Annotated in this window: 14 protein-coding genes; 12 read left to right on the top strand and 2 right to left on the bottom strand. The window is 60.3% G+C overall.

What is annotated here, in order from left to right; genetic code table 11:
* Positions 1–68: 68 nt before the first annotated feature.
* Positions 69–1,850, top strand: coding sequence for a proline--tRNA ligase (locus tag AC05K6_RS01575; protein ID WP_476727577.1), 1,782 nt, complete (start codon positions 69–71; stop codon positions 1,848–1,850).
* Here AC05K6_RS01575 and AC05K6_RS01580 read toward each other — a convergent pair.
* On the bottom strand, positions 1,825–2,748 hold the full coding sequence (locus AC05K6_RS01580) for a twin-arginine translocation signal domain-containing protein (protein WP_476727578.1): 924 nt from the start codon (positions 2,746–2,748) through the stop codon (positions 1,825–1,827). The two genes, AC05K6_RS01575 and AC05K6_RS01580, sit on opposite strands and share 26 nt — an antisense overlap.
* A gap of 48 nt (positions 2,749–2,796) precedes the next feature.
* On the opposite strand from AC05K6_RS01580, the gene rimP reads away from it, so the two are divergent.
* From rimP to AC05K6_RS01620, 8 genes are all read left to right on the top strand, one after another.
* A complete protein-coding gene (gene rimP / locus AC05K6_RS01585; protein WP_476727579.1) occupies positions 2,797–3,366 on the top strand; it encodes a ribosome maturation factor RimP in 570 nt (189 codons plus the stop codon).
* A gap of 9 nt (positions 3,367–3,375) precedes the next feature.
* The gene (gene nusA, locus AC05K6_RS01590) at positions 3,376–4,389 is read left to right on the top strand and encodes a transcription termination factor NusA (protein ID WP_293790127.1); all 1,014 of its coding nucleotides are present in this window, start codon (positions 3,376–3,378) and stop codon (positions 4,387–4,389) included.
* Positions 4,390–4,422: 33 nt separating this feature from the next.
* Positions 4,423–4,734: a YlxR family protein gene (locus AC05K6_RS01595; RefSeq protein WP_448308235.1), complete on the top strand. Its 312-nt coding sequence runs from the start codon at positions 4,423–4,425 to the stop codon at positions 4,732–4,734.
* Positions 4,735–4,927: 193 nt separating this feature from the next.
* On the top strand, positions 4,928–7,648 hold the full coding sequence (gene infB / locus AC05K6_RS01600; protein WP_476727580.1) for a translation initiation factor IF-2: 2,721 nt from the start codon (positions 4,928–4,930) through the stop codon (positions 7,646–7,648).
* 27 nt (positions 7,649–7,675) lie between these two features.
* A complete protein-coding gene (gene rbfA / locus AC05K6_RS01605) occupies positions 7,676–8,101 on the top strand; it encodes a 30S ribosome-binding factor RbfA (protein WP_293790135.1) in 426 nt (141 codons plus the stop codon).
* Positions 8,098–9,414, top strand: a complete 1,317-nt coding sequence (locus AC05K6_RS01610; RefSeq protein ID WP_476727581.1) for an MATE family efflux transporter — start codon at positions 8,098–8,100, stop codon at positions 9,412–9,414. The genes rbfA and AC05K6_RS01610 overlap by 4 nt, the downstream gene beginning before the upstream one ends.
* Before the next feature lie 49 nt (positions 9,415–9,463).
* Positions 9,464–10,285: a metallophosphoesterase family protein gene (locus AC05K6_RS01615; RefSeq protein ID WP_473963205.1), complete on the top strand. Its 822-nt coding sequence runs from the start codon at positions 9,464–9,466 to the stop codon at positions 10,283–10,285.
* 20 nt (positions 10,286–10,305) lie between these two features.
* Positions 10,306–11,037 carry a 4'-phosphopantetheinyl transferase family protein gene (locus AC05K6_RS01620; protein WP_476727582.1) on the top strand — a complete coding sequence of 244 codons (732 nt, stop codon included), beginning with the start codon at positions 10,306–10,308 and terminating at the stop codon, positions 11,035–11,037.
* Here the strand turns inward: AC05K6_RS01620 and truB are convergent.
* The gene (gene truB / locus AC05K6_RS01625) at positions 11,034–11,960 is read right to left on the bottom strand and encodes a tRNA pseudouridine(55) synthase TruB (protein WP_476727583.1); all 927 of its coding nucleotides are present in this window, start codon (positions 11,958–11,960) and stop codon (positions 11,034–11,036) included. The genes AC05K6_RS01620 and truB overlap by 4 nt on opposite strands.
* Before the next feature lie 30 nt (positions 11,961–11,990).
* Here truB and AC05K6_RS01630 point away from each other — a divergent pair, with 30 nt between their 5' ends.
* The 3 genes from AC05K6_RS01630 to AC05K6_RS01640 all read left to right on the top strand — a co-directional run bounded on the left by AC05K6_RS01630 (position 11,991) and on the right by AC05K6_RS01640 (position 15,915).
* On the top strand, positions 11,991–12,971 hold the full coding sequence (locus AC05K6_RS01630; RefSeq protein ID WP_476727584.1) for a bifunctional riboflavin kinase/FAD synthetase: 981 nt from the start codon (positions 11,991–11,993) through the stop codon (positions 12,969–12,971).
* Between the two features lie 147 nt (positions 12,972–13,118).
* Entirely contained in the window at positions 13,119–13,388 is a 270-nt protein-coding gene (rpsO, locus tag AC05K6_RS01635) for a 30S ribosomal protein S15 (protein ID WP_005295163.1), read from the top strand.
* A 232-nt stretch (positions 13,389–13,620) separates the two neighbouring features.
* Positions 13,621–15,915 (top strand): polyribonucleotide nucleotidyltransferase, encoded by a 2,295-nt coding sequence (locus tag AC05K6_RS01640; RefSeq protein WP_476727585.1) that lies wholly within the window; start codon positions 13,621–13,623, stop codon positions 15,913–15,915.
* The last annotated feature ends 31 nt before the right edge of the window (positions 15,916–15,946 follow it).

A 15,946-nucleotide genomic window follows, 5' to 3' on the forward strand; every position in this document is an offset into this window, starting at 1 on the left:
TCCCAAAGACTAGCTAAACCCCCACCGATCGACACAAGTCAAAGGGGGAAAAGGTAAAGTCTTGATTCATGATTACTCGGATGTCACAACTATTCTTGCGGACCCTGCGTGACGACCCCGCAGACGCAGAGGTGCCCAGCCACAAGCTGCTGGTACGCGCGGGATACATCCGCCGCGTTGCCCCCGGCGTGTACTCGTGGTTGCCGCTGGGGCTACGGGTCCTGCGCAACGTTGAAAAAATCGTGCGCGAGGAAATGAATGCCATCGGAGCGCAGGAACTTTCCTTCCCCGCGCTGCTGCCCCGCGAGCCCTACGACACGACCGGACGCTGGGTCGAATACGGCGACGCATTATTCAGGCTAAAGGACCGCAAAGACGCGGATTACCTGCTGGGACCGACGCACGAGGAAATGTTCGCCTCCATCGTGAAGTCTGAGTACAACTCCTACAAGGACTTCCCGGTAATCCTTTACCAGATCCAGACGAAGTACCGTGACGAAGAACGTCCGCGCGCTGGCATCCTGCGCGGCCGTGAGTTCATTATGAAGGATTCTTACTCCTTCAATATGGACGACGAGGGGTTGGAACAGTCCTATCAGCTGCACCGCAAGGCCTACCAAAATATTTTCGATCGTCTGGGTATCGAATATGCGATCTGCTCGGCGACCTCCGGCGCCATGGGCGGATCCGCTTCCGAGGAATTTCTGGCCGTGGCTGCCAACGGTGAGGACACGTTCGTGCGCTCTACTGACAGCGACTATGCCGCGAATGTAGAGGCTGTGGTGACGCAGGTGCCGCCGACTCGCCCGATTGAGGGTCAGCCGGAGGCCAAGGAATACGACACTCCCAATGCCGAAACCATTGAAGCTCTGGTGGAATGGGCCAACGGCGAGGGCGTCACCATTGACGGTCGTGCCGTGGAGGTTGGCGATACTCTGAAGTGCATCGTCGTCAAGGTTAACGATCCGACGCTGGACGAGGAAGGCAACCCGCGTGGTGAATCCCTGGCCGGTGTGCTGGTGCCCGGTAACCGCGAGGTAGATATGAAGCGCCTCGAAGCAGCCATGGAGCCAGCACAGGTTGAGCTGGCCGAGGAGGCGGACTTCAAAAAGAACCCTTTCCTGGTTAAGGGCTACGTAGGACCAAAGGCGCTGGCTGCAAACGGTGTGCGACTGCTGGCCGACCCGCGCGTGGTGGAGGGCACCTCCTGGATTACCGGTGCGGACGCAAAGGATCGCCACATCGTCGGAATGGTAGCGGGGCGCGATTTCACCCCGGATGGTGTCGTCGAGGCGGCAGAAGTCCTGGAAGGCGACCCATCGCCGGATGGAAAGGGTACCTTGACACTGGCCCGTGGCATCGAGATTGGCCACATCTTCCAGCTGGGGCGTAAGTACACCGAGGCCTTTGATGTGAAGATTCTGGACGAGGCAGGCCGCCAGTCAGTACCGACCATGGGCTCCTATGGCGTGGGCGTGTCCCGCCTGGTCGCCGTGATTGCCGAGCAGATGTTGGACGATTCCGGCCTGCGTTGGCCCGCAGCGGTTGCGCCCTTTGATGTGCACGTGGTCATCGCCAACAAGGATGCCGCTGCAGGTGAGGCTGCGGTGGAACTGGTGGAGACCTTGTCGAACGATGGTCTCGAGGTGCTGTTCGACGACCGACCGAAGGTTTCCCCGGGCGTGAAGTTCAAGGACTCCGAACTGCTGGGTATGCCTTTGGTAGTCGTCGTAGGCCGTGGCTTTGCCAATGGCAAGGTGGAACTCCGCAACCGGATGACGGGGGAGACCTTCGAGGTCGACTATCCGGATGCGTTGGCTGAGGTTAAGCGGGCTCTCCGCGGAGAGTAATCTTTCGCGGATCCTTGCCCTGGAGTCGTTCCAGGACAGCCTCGTCGCAGGCAGTCGCCTTGAGCCAGCCAGTGGCGAACTCCACGGCCTGGGGGTTGGTTGCCTGGGCTGATATGCGCCGCAGCTCCACGGAAATGGGCAAGATAGTGGGGTAGAGATACCCCGCCGCGGCTGTCATGTTATCTGCCTTGCCCTGGGTGTATCCGGGCTCCGGTGCGGGGACTTCCGCCCCCAGCTCCTCGAGAACGTCGATGCATTGATCCCGTAGCGTGCGGAGTTCATTGGCGATCTCCTGAATGCTGGCGCTGCCATCGGGGGTGGCGTCCTTCGCGAGAGCTACTCCAGTAGCAAAAATGGCGCCATAAGTGAGCGTCAAGACAGTGCCGAACTCGGCAGCGGCGTCAGAAAACCCATCTGCGATTTCTTTGGAAACGCGCGGGGGATGGGCGTTGGTCTGAGACATCTTCTGATTTGCGGCAACATAGGCTGCGTAAAGACCTGCGACGAGCCCCTTCTGATCACCATCCAGCGCGCGCTCGTAGGCCTCCTTTAAGGAGATACCCTGGTCAGCCTGTGAGCTATCGGTGTCTAAAAATTTTTCCTTGCACTGTTGAGGTGTATTACCGTCCTTGTCTACACCGCACTGTCGAAGCGCTTCTTGCTGTACAAGGTCATACTGCTTGCCGAGGAACTTTGACCATTTCGGGTCTCGCTGTGAGTTCTTGATCGCGGCGGCCAATCGCACAAGCTGTTCGTTGGGCTCTGGCTCTTTGGAAAATGACGCCAACCCGGTTTCACAGGCGGACAGTGTCAACCCCGCCCCAAGAAGTGCGCTGGTGCCGAGGAAACGACGGCGAGAAAGGGGCTGGCGGGCAAAGCGAGAGCTGGTCTTATTCATCAGGACTAGAAGTCTACTAGAAGGTGTTGCCTGCTAGACTCCGTGGTCATGGCATTTCCACACAAAGAGCAGCTGGAGAGCTCGCTGGGCGGGCTGGTTAAAGAATTCGGATTGGTGATCGAGGACATCAAGATCACCAAAGCCGGGGCAAAATCGGCGATCCGCATTGCGGTGGATACTGCCGACCCACGTGAAGAACGCCCGGATCTGGATCAGCTGGAGGAACTCAGCCGGGAGGTGTCGACCCACCTGGATGAGTCGGAAGCGAAAGGCGAGATGAGCTTCGGGCCGGGGTATACCCTGGAGCTATCGACACCTGGCGTCGACTTTCCATTGACAGAACAGCGCCACTGGGTGCGCAACATTGGGCGCCTTGTGCGTACACAGCAGGGACTGCGCCGCATCGCGCAGGTCGATGGCGAAGATGTCATATTGATCACACCTGATAAGAAACAGCCCAGCGTAAGCCGCGTGCGATTCGCAGATGTCGCCGGTGCGGTGGTAGAAGTGGAATTCTCACCAGCTCCGGCAGCAGAAGCCGACCTCGTTGGACTGACGATCGAGGCCTATGGATTGTCGGGTGCGGAAGACCAGCAGGATAGTCCGGCCGAAAACTAGGAGAAACAAGTGAATATTGATATGGCAGCGCTGCGCGCAGTCGAAAAGCAGGAGTCGGTTGATTTCGATGACCTGCTAGAGGGGGTTAAACGGGGTCTGCGCGAGGCATATCGCGCAAACAGCCACTTCACGGGGCCAGTCGACGTGGACATTGATCCTATTAGCGGCGAGGTCACCATCTACCAGGTGGAAAAAGACGAAGATGGCAATGTCACCGGTCGTATCGATGACACCCCGAAGAACTTCGGTCGCGACGGCGCGCTGGCGGTCCGGGAGGCAATTCGCTACCGCATCAACTCCGCTCGCGTACAGAGCCGCTACGACGAATACGCCGAGCTGCGTTACCGTGTGGTCTCCGGAGTGGTCTCTGCTGATGCTCGTGCGAATGAGCGCGGCGTGACCGTCGTGCACCTAGGCACCGAGGCGCGAGGCCAGGACGGGCAGATCTTGCCTGCCGAGCACATCCCCGGCGAGAAGCTGGAGCACGGCATGCGCGTCAAGGCCTTCGTCACGGACGTTATTAACAATGCCAACCGCATGGTGCAGATCAACCTTTCCCGCACCCACCCAGAGCTGGTGAAGGGACTCTTCGCTCTCGAGGTGCCGGAAGTGGCCGATGGTTCCGTGGAAATTGTCTCCGTGGCACGCGAGGCTGGCCACCGCACAAAAATCGCCGTGCGATCCACTGTAAAGGGGCTCAACGCGAAGGGAGCCTGCATTGGGCCTCGCGGACAGCGCGTCTCCAATATTATGCACGAGCTGGGAGGGGAGAAGATCGACATCATCGACTTCTCTGATGATCCGGCAACATTTGTCGGCAATGCTCTGTCCCCATCCAAGATTGTCAGCGTGAAGGTTACCGACCCGGAGATGCAGATCGCCCGCGCCGTTGTTCCGGATTATCAGCTCAGCCTAGCCATTGGTCGGGAAGGGCAGAACGCTCGCCTCGCAGCGCGTCTGACCGGTTGGAAGATCGACATTCGTTCGGAGACCGACGCCGCCGCGGAGGACACACCCAGTTAACCGTTTCCGCGGGCGGCGCGATACACTGGACAGGTGGTATCCCATGAGTGCCCCACAAACAAGCACCTTCCGCTAAGGACGTGCATTGCAACAAAGCAGGTGATGGGAATAGATCACCTGCTCCGTTGCGTTGTACATCAAAGCGCGGAAGGGATTCAGGTCGTGCCTGACCCGGAAAAGAAATTGCCCGGGCGAGGCGCATGGATCACGCCGACTGTGGAGGCATGGGAAATCGCCGTCAAGCGTAGGGCTTTCAGCCGTGCGCTGAGGGTATCCGCCAACGTGGATGCAGACCCTGTACGTGACTACATCGTCACACTGCCAGTAACAGTGGAGAATACGTGACGACCGCGAAAGTGGGCGTCAACGAAAAGGACGAGGAACTTACGTCGACATGAAGAACAACGAACACTGATGAGAACGCGATGAAGCAGCATCAGCGATGAGTATCTACAAGTACGGGAGTCGTACGTAGCCCGGCTGCAGGTGAGCCTGCACGCTTGAGCGCACTACGGCTCCGCAAACATGAAGGAGAGTAGTGGCCGGAAAGCTACGCGTACACGAGTTGGCCAAGGAACTCGGAGTGACGAGCAAGGAATTGCTCGCCACCCTGAAGGAACAGGGCGAGTTCGTTAAGACCGCTTCCTCAACGGTGCAGCCGCCCGTTGTGAAGAAGATGAAGAAGCACTACGGGGTAGAACAGGAGTCCGCTAAGGAGCCTGCTAAGCCCGCAGCAAAGCCAGGCCCGAAGCCGGGGCCGAAGGCAGCATCGAAGCCTGGTGCGAAGCCTGGCCCCAAGCCGGGACCAAAGCCGGTTAAGAGCACCAACCCGGTTGCTAACGCTGGCACCAAGCCCACCTCCACCGTGAAGCCGGGCGAGAAGCCGGCACCCAAGCCCGCTCCAAAGCCGAGCCCAAAGCCGGGGCCGAAGCCCGGTGCCAAGCCAGGACCAAAGCCGGGGGCTAAGCCAGGCCCGAAGCCGGGTGGTCGCGCACCACGCGTGGCCAACAACCCGTTCTCTTCCGGTGAACCTGCTCCGCGTCCGCGCGGTGGACAGGCAGCGCCTGGGGATATGCCGCGTCCGGGTAGCCGACCGGGCAACAAGAAGCCCGGCCCGAAGCCAGGTGCAGGTAAGACCGGTGCAAAGCAGGGCGGCGGTCGTCGTCCGTCGCCGGCCATGATGCCGAGCCACCCGAATCCCGCACAAATGCCGTCGAAGTCGGATAATAGCTTCGGCGGCGGACGTGGTCGTGGTGGACGCCATGGTGGACCGGGCGGCCCCGGTGGCCCTGGTGGTCCGGGAGGCCCGCGCGGTGGACGCGGTGGGCGTCGCGGCGGCACCGCAGGTGCATTCGGCCGTCCAGGCGGTGCCCCGCGTAAGGGACGCAAGTCGAAGCGTCAGAAGCGCAACGAGTACGAGGCAATGCAGGCGCCGAGTGTCGTTGGTGGCGTGAAGCTGCCTAACGGCAAGGGCGCAAAGATTCGCCTTGCACGCGGTGCATCCCTGATGGACTTCGCAGAGAAGATCGACGCAGATGCAGCAGCACTGGTCCAGGCTCTGTTCAACCTGGGCGAAATGGTGACCGCTACCCAGTCGGTCTCAGACGAGACATTGATGCTGCTCGGCGAGGAAATGGATTACAAGGTCGAGGTCGTCTCCCCAGAGGACGAGGACCGCGAGCTGCTGGAATCCTTCGATCTGCAGTTCGGTGAGGACGAAGGCCAGGATGAAGACCTGGCTCAGCGTCCTCCGGTGGTTACCGTCATGGGTCACGTCGACCACGGTAAGACTCGACTGTTGGATACGATTCGCGAGGCGAACGTCGGTGGCGGCGAGGCCGGCGGTATTACCCAGCACATTGGCGCCTACCAGGTCTCCGTGAACATGGAGGGCGAGAATCGCCTGGTCACCTTCCTGGATACCCCGGGTCACGAGGCCTTTACCGCCATGCGTGCTCGCGGCGCGAACTCTACCGATATCGCGATCCTGGTGGTCGCTGCGGATGACGGTGTAATGCCGCAGACCGTAGAGGCGATTAACCACGCCAAGGCCGCTGACATCCCTGTCGTGGTTGCGGTGAACAAGATCGATAAGGAAGGCGCCCAGCCAGACAAGATCCGTGGTCAGCTGACCGAGTACGACCTGATTCCGGAGGAGTACGGCGGCGACACGATGTTCGTGGATATCTCTGCGAAGCAGGGCACCAACATCGACCAGCTGCTGGAGTCTGTTCTGCTGACCGCAGATGCTTCGCTGGATCTGCGCGCAAACCCGGACATGGACGCCCAGGGTGTGGCTATCGAGTCTCACCTGGATCGTGGTCGCGGACCGATCGCTACCATCATCGTGCAGCGCGGTACGCTGCGCGTGGGTGATTCGATTGTCGTTGGTGACGCCCACGGTCGTGTGCGCCGCATGATCGACGAACACGGTCGTGACGTTAGCGAGGCAGGTCCGTCTTGCCCGGTACAGGTTCTGGGTCTGACCAGCGTGTCCGGTGCCGGCGACAACCTGTTGGTTGTTGACGAAGACCGCACCGCTCGCCAGATTGCCGATCGCCGCAATGCACGTCGCCGTAACGCCATGCAGGCCAAGAACCGCAAGCGTGTATCCCTGGAAGATCTGGATGCGGTGTTGAAGGAAACCAACACCCTGAACCTGATCCTGAAGGGCGACAACGCAGGTACGGTCGAGGCCCTGGAAGACGCGCTGCTGAAGATCGAGGTCGACGACGAAGTGGATCTGAACATCATCGACCGCGGTGTCGGTGCGGTGACGGAAACCAACGTCAACCTGGCCGCGGCGTCGGACGCAGTCATCATCGGCTTCAACGTACGCGCTGAGGGTAAGGCTACCGAGGTAGCGAACGCCGAGGGCGTGGATATTCGCTACTACTCGATTATCTACAAGGCAATCGAAGAGGTTGAGGCAGCGCTGAAGGGCATGCTGAAGCCCATCTACGAGGAGCGCGAGATCGGCAAGGCGGAAATCCGCCAGATCTTCAAGGCTTCTTCTGTGGGCCTCATCGCAGGTTGCATGGTGGAAACCGGCAAGGTTCGCCGCAATGCACAGATCCGCCTCATCCGCGACGGCAGTGTCGTGGCGGAGAAGGCGACGATCGAGTCACTGCGCCGCGAAAAGGACGATGTCACCGAGGTCTCCGCAGGTTACGAGTGCGGTATGGTGCTGTCGTACCCGGATATCCAGGTCGACGACATCATCGAGGTCTTCGAGCTGGTCGAGATCCCGCGCACTTAAGGGTGCTCGAGTTACAAGGAGAGGTTCATGGTTGATCACGCACGTGCTGCACGCATGGCCAAGCGCATCCAGCAGATTGTTGCCACGGCTATTGAGCGGCAGATTAAGGATCCGCGCCTGGAGTTCGTGACCATTACGGACGCGCGCCTCACCGGCGACCTCCACGACGCGACGGTGTTCTACACCGTGCGTGGTAAGACCGTGGACGCGGAGCCGGATACCGCTGCGGCGGAGGAGGCCTTGACCAAGGCGAAGGGACAGCTGCGCAAAATCGTTGGCGATCAGCTAAGCGTGCGCTTCACCCCGACCTTGAGCTTTAGCCTGGACACTGTGCCGGAGGCGTCAGCGCACTTTGAGGAGCTGCTGGCCAAAGCGAAGGCTCAGGACGAGGCTCTGCGTGCGCAGTCCGCCGGCGCCCGTCCGGCGGGTGACGAGGATCCGTACAAGTCTTGATTAAACAAGACGCTACTGCCGGCCAGGCCGATGCCCGAAAAATTTTGGGATTGGCCTGGCCGGCCCTCGTTGTTTTGGCGGCCACGCCGCTGTACTTGCTGTTAGATACGGCGGTCGTTGGTCGGCTGGGCGCTACCGACCTTGCCGCATTGGCTGCGGGCGCCACTGTTCTTAGCACTGTTACTACTCAGCTAACCTTCCTTTCGTATGGTACGACGGCTCGCGCTGCGCGTCATTACGGTGCAGGTCGCCGCGCTGCCGCTATCTACGAGGGGTTGCAGGCCACGTGGGTCGCGCTGGCGGTGGGAGCCGTGCTGGCGGTGTTGGTTTTCGCCTTTACTCCGCAGATTATGGGGTTGTTTACTAGTGACGCCGCCGTGGTCTCCGAGGCCACGAAGTGGATGCGAGTGACCTGTGGGTCCATCATCCCGGTGTTGTTCACCATGGCAGGCAATGGCTGGTTGCGCGGGATGTCGAATACTAAGCTGCCACTGTGGTTCACGCTTGCCGGCGTGATACCGATGGCTGTGATCGTCCCACTGTCGGTGCAGCGCTTTGGGTTGGTGGGATCTGCGTATGCGAATGTTCTGGGGGAGAGTATTACCGCGGCGTGCTTCCTCGGTGCTCTGGTCGTGCATTGGCGAGCGGAGGGGGATGGGAAGTCTCTAGCTCCCAATTGGCTGGTGATTCGTTCTCAACTGGCGATGGGGCGTGATCTTATTTTGCGCAGCCTGAGCTTCCAGGCGGCGTTTATCTCTGCGGCTATGGTGGCAGGGCGTATGGGGCCTGCGCCTTTGGGCGCCCACCAGGTGTTGCTTCAGCTGTGGAATTTTCTCACCTTGGTTTTGGACTCCGTCGCAATCGCGGCGCAGGCACTGGTGGGTGCGGCCCTGGGAGCTGGGTCGTTTGCGGCGGCCCGCAAAGTAGGCGTGTCCGTGCTGCGGTTTTCCGTGGCGGCATCGCTGATTCTGGCCGCTGGTTTGGCGGCGGGGGCGCACGTCATCCCGCGCATCTTTACGACGGATGCCGATGTGCTCGCTACCATTGGCGGTCCGTGGTGGCTGCTGGTGCTTTTGGTCTTGGCCGGGGGCGTGGTTTTTGCGCTGGACGGCGTGTTGTTGGGCGCTGCGGATGCGGCATTCCTGCGTACCGCAACGATCATCTCGGTACTAGCGGGTTTCCTCCCTTTAGTGTGGTTTTCCTGGGCGTTTGGCTGGGGTTTGGTCGGCGTGTGGTGGGGCCTTTTTGCCTTCATCGTGATCCGTTTGATGTTCGTCAGCTGGCGCTTTAGTGGCGATAAATGGGATAACTAGTGTTACGCTTGTTAACACTTGTGACTTGAGCTGGAGAGGGGAGTACCCGATGCCCCGCACGCTGTGGGCGGTGAGCGACCTACACGTCCGTGCTCCCGGCAACAAGGACCTGGTACGTGATCTCGTTCGCCCCACGGATCCAGCAGACTGGCTGATCGTCGCCGGCGACATCGCCGAGGATCTGCCGTCCATCGAACGCACTCTCAGTCTGCTTCAAAGTCGGTTTGCACAGGTGATTTACACCCCTGGCAACCATGAGCTGTTCAGTCGCACGAGTGACCGCGTACATGGCCGCGCCAAGTACGATGCCGTCATCGCCACGGCGCAGCGCCTGGGAGTCCTTACACCGGAAGATCCTTTCCCGACATTCGCCGGTCGCACTGTCGCACCCCTGTTCACCCTTTATGACCATTCATGGCGTGATTCTTCTATGACGCCCACTGCAGCGTTGGCCGCAGCTCGCGACAAAGGCATAGTGCTCATGGATGATTTTGCGATTGCCCCTTACGAGGACATCGTGCTCTGGTGCCGCGAGCGACTGCGTTACTCAGTGCGGCGCCTGGCGGCAGTGGAAGGGCCAACAATCCTGGTCAATCACTGGCCTTTGGTGCGCGAGACGATGGTCAACGTAAAGCACAAGGAGATCGGCCTTTGGTCCGGTACACGGCACACACAGGAATGGCCGCAACGCTATGAAGCGGATGTTGTGGTTTATGGGCATTTGCATATTCCGGTAGAGTTTTCGCTCGGCAATGTAACGCACACCGAGGTCTCACTCGGTTACCCGAGAGAGCGGAAGATCACACTTCCGCCCCGCTTGGAAAAGAAACTATGGCCCTATCCGGTAGCCGTAGATAGCAGTTGGCGATAGCAGTTCGAGGAGGTGACAGCATGAGACAGAACGGAACCCTAATTACGGATCTCGACGATGTAGCCGTCGTGGAGAGTTTCGGCGCACAGCAGCCGACCATTCCGCGCGGATTGCTGCCTCGCGGTGCTGCGTGCGCCGAACTGCATAACGAGGCCGGGGATCTAAGCCAGTTCCATGCACTCTCAGCTGAGGAGCAAGAGCTGGTGTGTGGAGCTGTGGATCGTCGCAAGGCTGACTTTGGCGATTCCCGGTGGTGCGCCCACCAAGCCTTGAAGAACTTTATGGATGCCCACCCGCCGATTCTCCGTGGCCCCCGGGGCATGCCGTTGTTCCCCGAGGGCGTAGTCGGTTCGCTCACGCACACAGCGGGCTTCCGCGCTGCGTTGCTGGCACCTGTCCGCCGCTGGGCCTCAGTGGGAATTGACGCGGAAAAGGCGATTCCTCTACCCGAGGGCGTGTTCAACACCATCGCCCGGCCGGGGGAACAACGGCGCATTCGCCGCACAATGCGTGCCAACGATCTTCAGCTTTTGGACACGGTGCTCTTTAGTGCGAAGGAAGCCACCTACAAGGCGTGGTTCCCTCTGACACATCGCTTCTTGGATTTCGACCAGGCCGATATTGATCTGCGCGCCGACGGAACCTTCACCTCGTATCTGCTGGCTCGTCCGGTTCCGGTGCCGTTTATTCAGGGGCGTTGGATCATCCGCAACGGCTTGGTCATCACTGCGGCAGCTGTGCCGGCTAACTAGGCAAGGCCCGCAGGGCGGGCGACGAAGACACTGGCGGCACGCTTTCCTTTCTCCTCAATCAGCGCGATTGCGTGCCCGGATGGGGTGACCGCTGCGGTAACGCCCTTGTTACCCACCGGCTCGAGCCATTTGCCCAGGGAAAGGTCGACGCCTTCGGACTCGCTGATCTCTCGTGTGGCGAAGCAGCGAACCATAGCTTCGTCCAGGTTTAGCGTGAGCGAGGGGTTCGCGTCGAGTTGCTCCAATGTGCGAGCCTCTGAAATGTCGAAAGGCCCCACCGATGTGCGACGCAACATTGTCAGGTGACCGCCCACGCCCAAGGCAGCACCCACGTCCCGTGCAATCGCCCGAATATAGGTACCACTCGAACAGTGCACGGAAATGCTGACGTCGATGCAAGAGGGGGCGTCATTAACAACTACGTCGTGTACCTCCAGCGAGAAGATGGTAACGGGGCGCTCCGGCAAAACGACCTCGTGTCCCTCGCGAACTAATTCATGGGCGCGCTTGCCGTCGATCTTGATGGAGGAGACGGACGTGGGGCGTTGCATGATGTCGCCGATCTGAGTAGCGAAGGCCGTGCGGATCTGCTCCTCGGTAAGAGTCGCCAACTTCTCCGGCGAGGCGGTAAAGGTTATGTCTCCCTGTGCATCGTCGGTGTGCGTTGCCATACCGAGACGCACGGTCGCCTCGTAGCGCTTATCGTGCGCGACGACATGAGCCAAAAACTTTGTTCCTCTTTCGACGCCCACAACTAGCAGCCCCGTGGCCAGGGGATCGAGGGTGCCCGAATGGCCAACCCGGCGCGTACCCATGATCCGGCGGAGCTTGGCCACCATGTCGTGTGAGGTGGGTCCGGAGGGCTTATCGACCAAAACCACGCCGGAGCGGCTCAGGATGGAAGGGGTACTGCGTTGATTCATACTCACAGAGTATCGACTAGCATGCTTGACGTGAGTATCTGGTACGGACTGGACAGAATTCCCGAGCATCTAGCCGCTGGTGGCACCGTCGTGACCATCGGCGTGTTTGACGGTGTGCACCGTGGGCACCAAGAACTAGTAAAGCGCGCCGTTGCGCTGGCACATGAGCGAGGAGTGCCGAGCGTGATGTTCACCTTCGACCCACACCCGACGGTAGTGTTCAGGCCGTCTGCCGTTCCGCCGTTGCTGTCTAGCGTGCGGCGACGCGCCGAATTGGCCCATGAGTACGGTATCGATCATGTGGTCGTCGTCTCGTTCACAAAGGAGATCGCCAGCTGGTCCCCCGAGGAATACGTAAACAAAGTACTGGTCGAGCTTCTGAACGCGAAGGCCGTGGTGGTGGGGGATAACTTTACTTTCGGGCACAAGGCCGCGGGCACTTCAGCAATGCTGCAGGAGCTGGGCGAAGCGCGCGGAATGCGCGTGGACGTTCTGGGGCTCTTGGAGGACGGCGACCATGTGGTGTGCTCTACCTGGATCCGCCAGGCGCTTGCCGAAGGCAACGTGGAGGGGGCGAATGAGGCGCTAGGTCGCAACTTCCGGGTGTCTGGGGAAGTAACTCACGGGGCAGGCCGCGGTGGACGGGCTTTGGGATTCCCTACGGCGAACTTGTACTTTGCCGAGAAATTCGCCCTGCCCGCCGATGGTGTCTACGCAGGCTATGTGACGGTACTGCCTGGTCATGGCATTGCCGCTGGAGCCACCGTGGGCACCATGCCGGTGGGTGAGCGCATGCCCTCCGCGATTTCTGTGGGCACTAACCCCACGTTCGGCCACGAACCGCGCAGCGTCGAGAGCTTTATCCTCGACCACGAAGCTGACCTATATGGTCTCGACATCGCCGTGGAGTTTGTCCACCGCCTGCGGGGGATGGAAACCTACAACTCGTTGGACGAGCTAATCGAGGCCATTGGGCGCGATGTCACCCAGACGCGCAAGGCGCTGGGATAGGCATGTAAGGCTAGGCATTTAAGGCTAGCGTTTTGGGTTAACACTGAACCCCGTGCTAATATCCCCCAGGTTGAGCGACTGTGGTCTGCGGTAGTCGCCACTGTAACTTTTCGCGCGGACTGAAATAACTATCAAGGAGATTCATCCATGGCACTGTCCAAGGAACAGAAGACCGAGACTCTCAAGGAGTTCGGCCTGCACGAGACCGATACCGGCTCCCCGGAGGCTCAGATCGCACTGCTGACCGTTCGTATCCGTCAGCTGACCGAGCACCTGAAGTACCACAAGCACGACCACCACTCCCGCCGCGGCCTGCTGCTGCTGGTTGGTCGTCGTAAGGGCCTGCTGAAGTACCTGGCCGAGAACAACGTTGATCGTTACCGCTCCCTGATCGAGCGCCTGGGTCTGCGCCGCTAAGGCTCACTCCTAGATCACACGCCCGCCACCTCAAAGTCGCTTCTACCGCGACGAGGTGGCGGGCGTTTGTGCTACTTCGTGCTAGTCTTGGTGCCGGTTAAATACTAAAAGCCAATCGAATAGTGAAATAAATCTCCACGGTGGTGGCGTCGGCACCGAAGACCAGACGAAAAGTGAGCCGCCGTGGTGTGCAACGCAAGGTAACGCAGAAAGGCGATTGCGAAACTCCATCATGAGTACGAAGAAGCAGAACATTCAAGCAGAGCTCGTCGACCCGGACGCCGGGGTGTGGGAGGCAGAAGCCACCATCGACAACGGCGATTTCGGTACCCGCACCGTCCGCTTCGAGACCGGGCTGCTGGCCCGCCAGGCAGACGGCGCAGTGACGACGTACCTGGATGAGGACACGATGCTGCTGTCCACCACCGCAGCGTCCCGCCAACCACGCGAGGGAATCGACTTCTTCCCGCTGACTGTCGACGTGGAGGAGCGGATGTACTCCGTCGGCCGCATTCCCGGAAGCTTCTTCCGCCGTGAGGGTCGACCGGGTACGGATGCGATCCTGGCTGCTCGCCTGATCGACCGACCTCTGCGTCCGACCTTCGTACGTGGCCTGCGCAATGAGGTGCAGGTCATCGTCACGGTACTGTCGATGGATCCGCAGGATCGTTATGACGTGCTGGCTATCAATGGCGCGTCGGCCTCCACTCAGCTGTCCGGTTTGCCGGTTTCCGGGCCGGTTGGCGGCGTGCGCATGGCACTGGTTGTGGATGAGGATCATGCAGAAGGTCAGTGGATCGCTTTCCCGACGCGTGAGCAGGAAGAGAAGGCTATCTTCGAGCTGGTTGTCGCCGGCCGCGTCACTGAGCCTGTGAAGCCTTCCCGCGGTCGTGGTCGCGGTCGTGGCAGGAACGCCAATGCCGGTGAGCCGAACGTGGCCGTCATGATGGTAGAGGCTGGCGCGACCGACACGGTTGTCGAGCGCATCGCCGAAGGTGCACCGGCTCCGACCGAAGAAGTCGTGGCGCAGGGTATCGAGGCCGCGAAGCCGTTCATCGCCACGCTGTGCGAGGCACAGGCTGCGCTGGCGAAGGCAGTGGACGCCGAGACGCGTGAGTTTGAACTATTCCCGCCCTATGGCGAGGATGTCTATGCCTCGGTTGAGGCGGAGGCAAAGGACGCACTCGAAGACATCATGGCCATCGCGGATAAGCAGGAGCGCGATGAGGCTCTGGCCGCGAACATGCAGGAAAATGTCGACGAGTTGCTGGCGGAGTTCCCGGAGCGAGAGGCGGAGATTCGAGCCGCTCACAACGAGGTAACCAAGGCAGTGGTTCGCCGCCGCATCCTGGAGGAGGGGTTCCGCATCGATGGCCGCGATAGAACCACGATCCGCGACCTGGGTATCGTCGTGCAGCTCATTCCGCGTGCTCACGGTTCCGCGCTGTTTGAGCGTGGCGAAACCCAGATCCTGGGCGTGACCACGCTGGACATGCTGAAGATGGAGCAGCAGATCGACTCGCTGGGTCCGGAGACTACGAAGCGTTACATCCACCACTACAACTTCCCGCCGTACTCCACTGGTGAGACTGGCCGGGTGGGCTCCCCGAAGCGTCGCGAGATCGGCCACGGTGCTCTGGCGGAGCGCGCATTGACGCCCGTTATCCCCAGCCGTGATGACTTCCCGTACACTATCCGCCAGGTGTCTGAGGCTCTTGGTTCCAACGGTTCGACCTCCATGGGATCCGTGTGTGCCTCTACGCTGAGCCTGTACAACGCGGGTGTGCCGCTGAAGGCTCCGGTGGCAGGCATCGCTATGGGCCTAGTGACGGGCAAGGTCGGTAAGAACGGCAAGGACAAGTACGTCACCCTGACCGATATCCTGGGCGCCGAGGATGCCTTCGGCGATATGGACTTCAAGGTCGCCGGTACGAGCGAGTTCGTGACGGCTCTGCAGCTAGATACGAAGCTGGACGGCATCCCCTCCGACGTGTTGGCGGAGGCTCTGCAACAGGCCCGCACCGCGCGCCTGGAGATCCTGCAGCTGATGAATGAGGCTATCGACGCGCCTGATGACATGAGCGACCTAGCTCCGCACATCTCCAGCATCTCCATCCCCCAGAACAAGATCGGTGAGGTTATCGGCCCGAAGGGTAAGACGATCAACCAAATCACCGAGGAAACTGGTGCGAATATCACCATCGAGGACGATGGCACGGTATTCATCTCCGCTGTCGGCGGCGAGTCTGCACGTCAGGCAGAAGAAAAGATCAATGCGATCGCTAACCCACAGCAGCCGAAGGTCGGCGATCGCTTCTTGGGTACCGTCGTGAAGACCACTGCATTTGGCGCTTTCGTTTCCTTGTTGCCGGGCAAGGACGGTTTGATCCACATCTCCAACCTGGGTGGGGACCGTCGCATCGAGCGCGTCGAAGACGAAGTCTCCGTGGGCGACAAGCTCGAAGTGGAGATCGCGGACATCGACAACCGCGGCAAGATCTCCCTGGTTTTGGTCGAAGAGAACTAGTCGCAAACTAGCAGGAAAGAGTGATTATTTC

It is taken from the genome of Corynebacterium sp. TUM25020 (assembly GCF_056388495.1).

Excerpts from the sequence above, each read along its gene's own strand:
- AC05K6_RS01575 (WP_476727577.1), top strand. The coding sequence starts at position 69 with ATGATTACTCGGATGTCACAACTATTCTTGCGGACCCTGCGTGACGAC.
- AC05K6_RS01580 (WP_476727578.1), bottom strand. The coding sequence starts at position 2,748 with ATGAATAAGACCAGCTCTCGCTTTGCCCGCCAGCCCCTTTCTCGCCGT.
- rimP (WP_476727579.1), top strand. The coding sequence starts at position 2,797 with ATGGCATTTCCACACAAAGAGCAGCTGGAGAGCTCGCTGGGCGGGCTG.
- rbfA (WP_293790135.1), top strand. The coding sequence starts at position 7,676 with ATGGTTGATCACGCACGTGCTGCACGCATGGCCAAGCGCATCCAGCAG.
- AC05K6_RS01615 (WP_473963205.1), top strand. The coding sequence starts at position 9,464 with ATGCCCCGCACGCTGTGGGCGGTGAGCGACCTACACGTCCGTGCTCCC.
- AC05K6_RS01620 (WP_476727582.1), top strand. The coding sequence starts at position 10,306 with ATGAGACAGAACGGAACCCTAATTACGGATCTCGACGATGTAGCCGTC.
- truB (WP_476727583.1), bottom strand. The coding sequence starts at position 11,960 with ATGAATCAACGCAGTACCCCTTCCATCCTGAGCCGCTCCGGCGTGGTT.
- rpsO (WP_005295163.1), top strand. The coding sequence starts at position 13,119 with ATGGCACTGTCCAAGGAACAGAAGACCGAGACTCTCAAGGAGTTCGGC.
- AC05K6_RS01640 (WP_476727585.1), top strand. The coding sequence starts at position 13,621 with ATGAGTACGAAGAAGCAGAACATTCAAGCAGAGCTCGTCGACCCGGAC.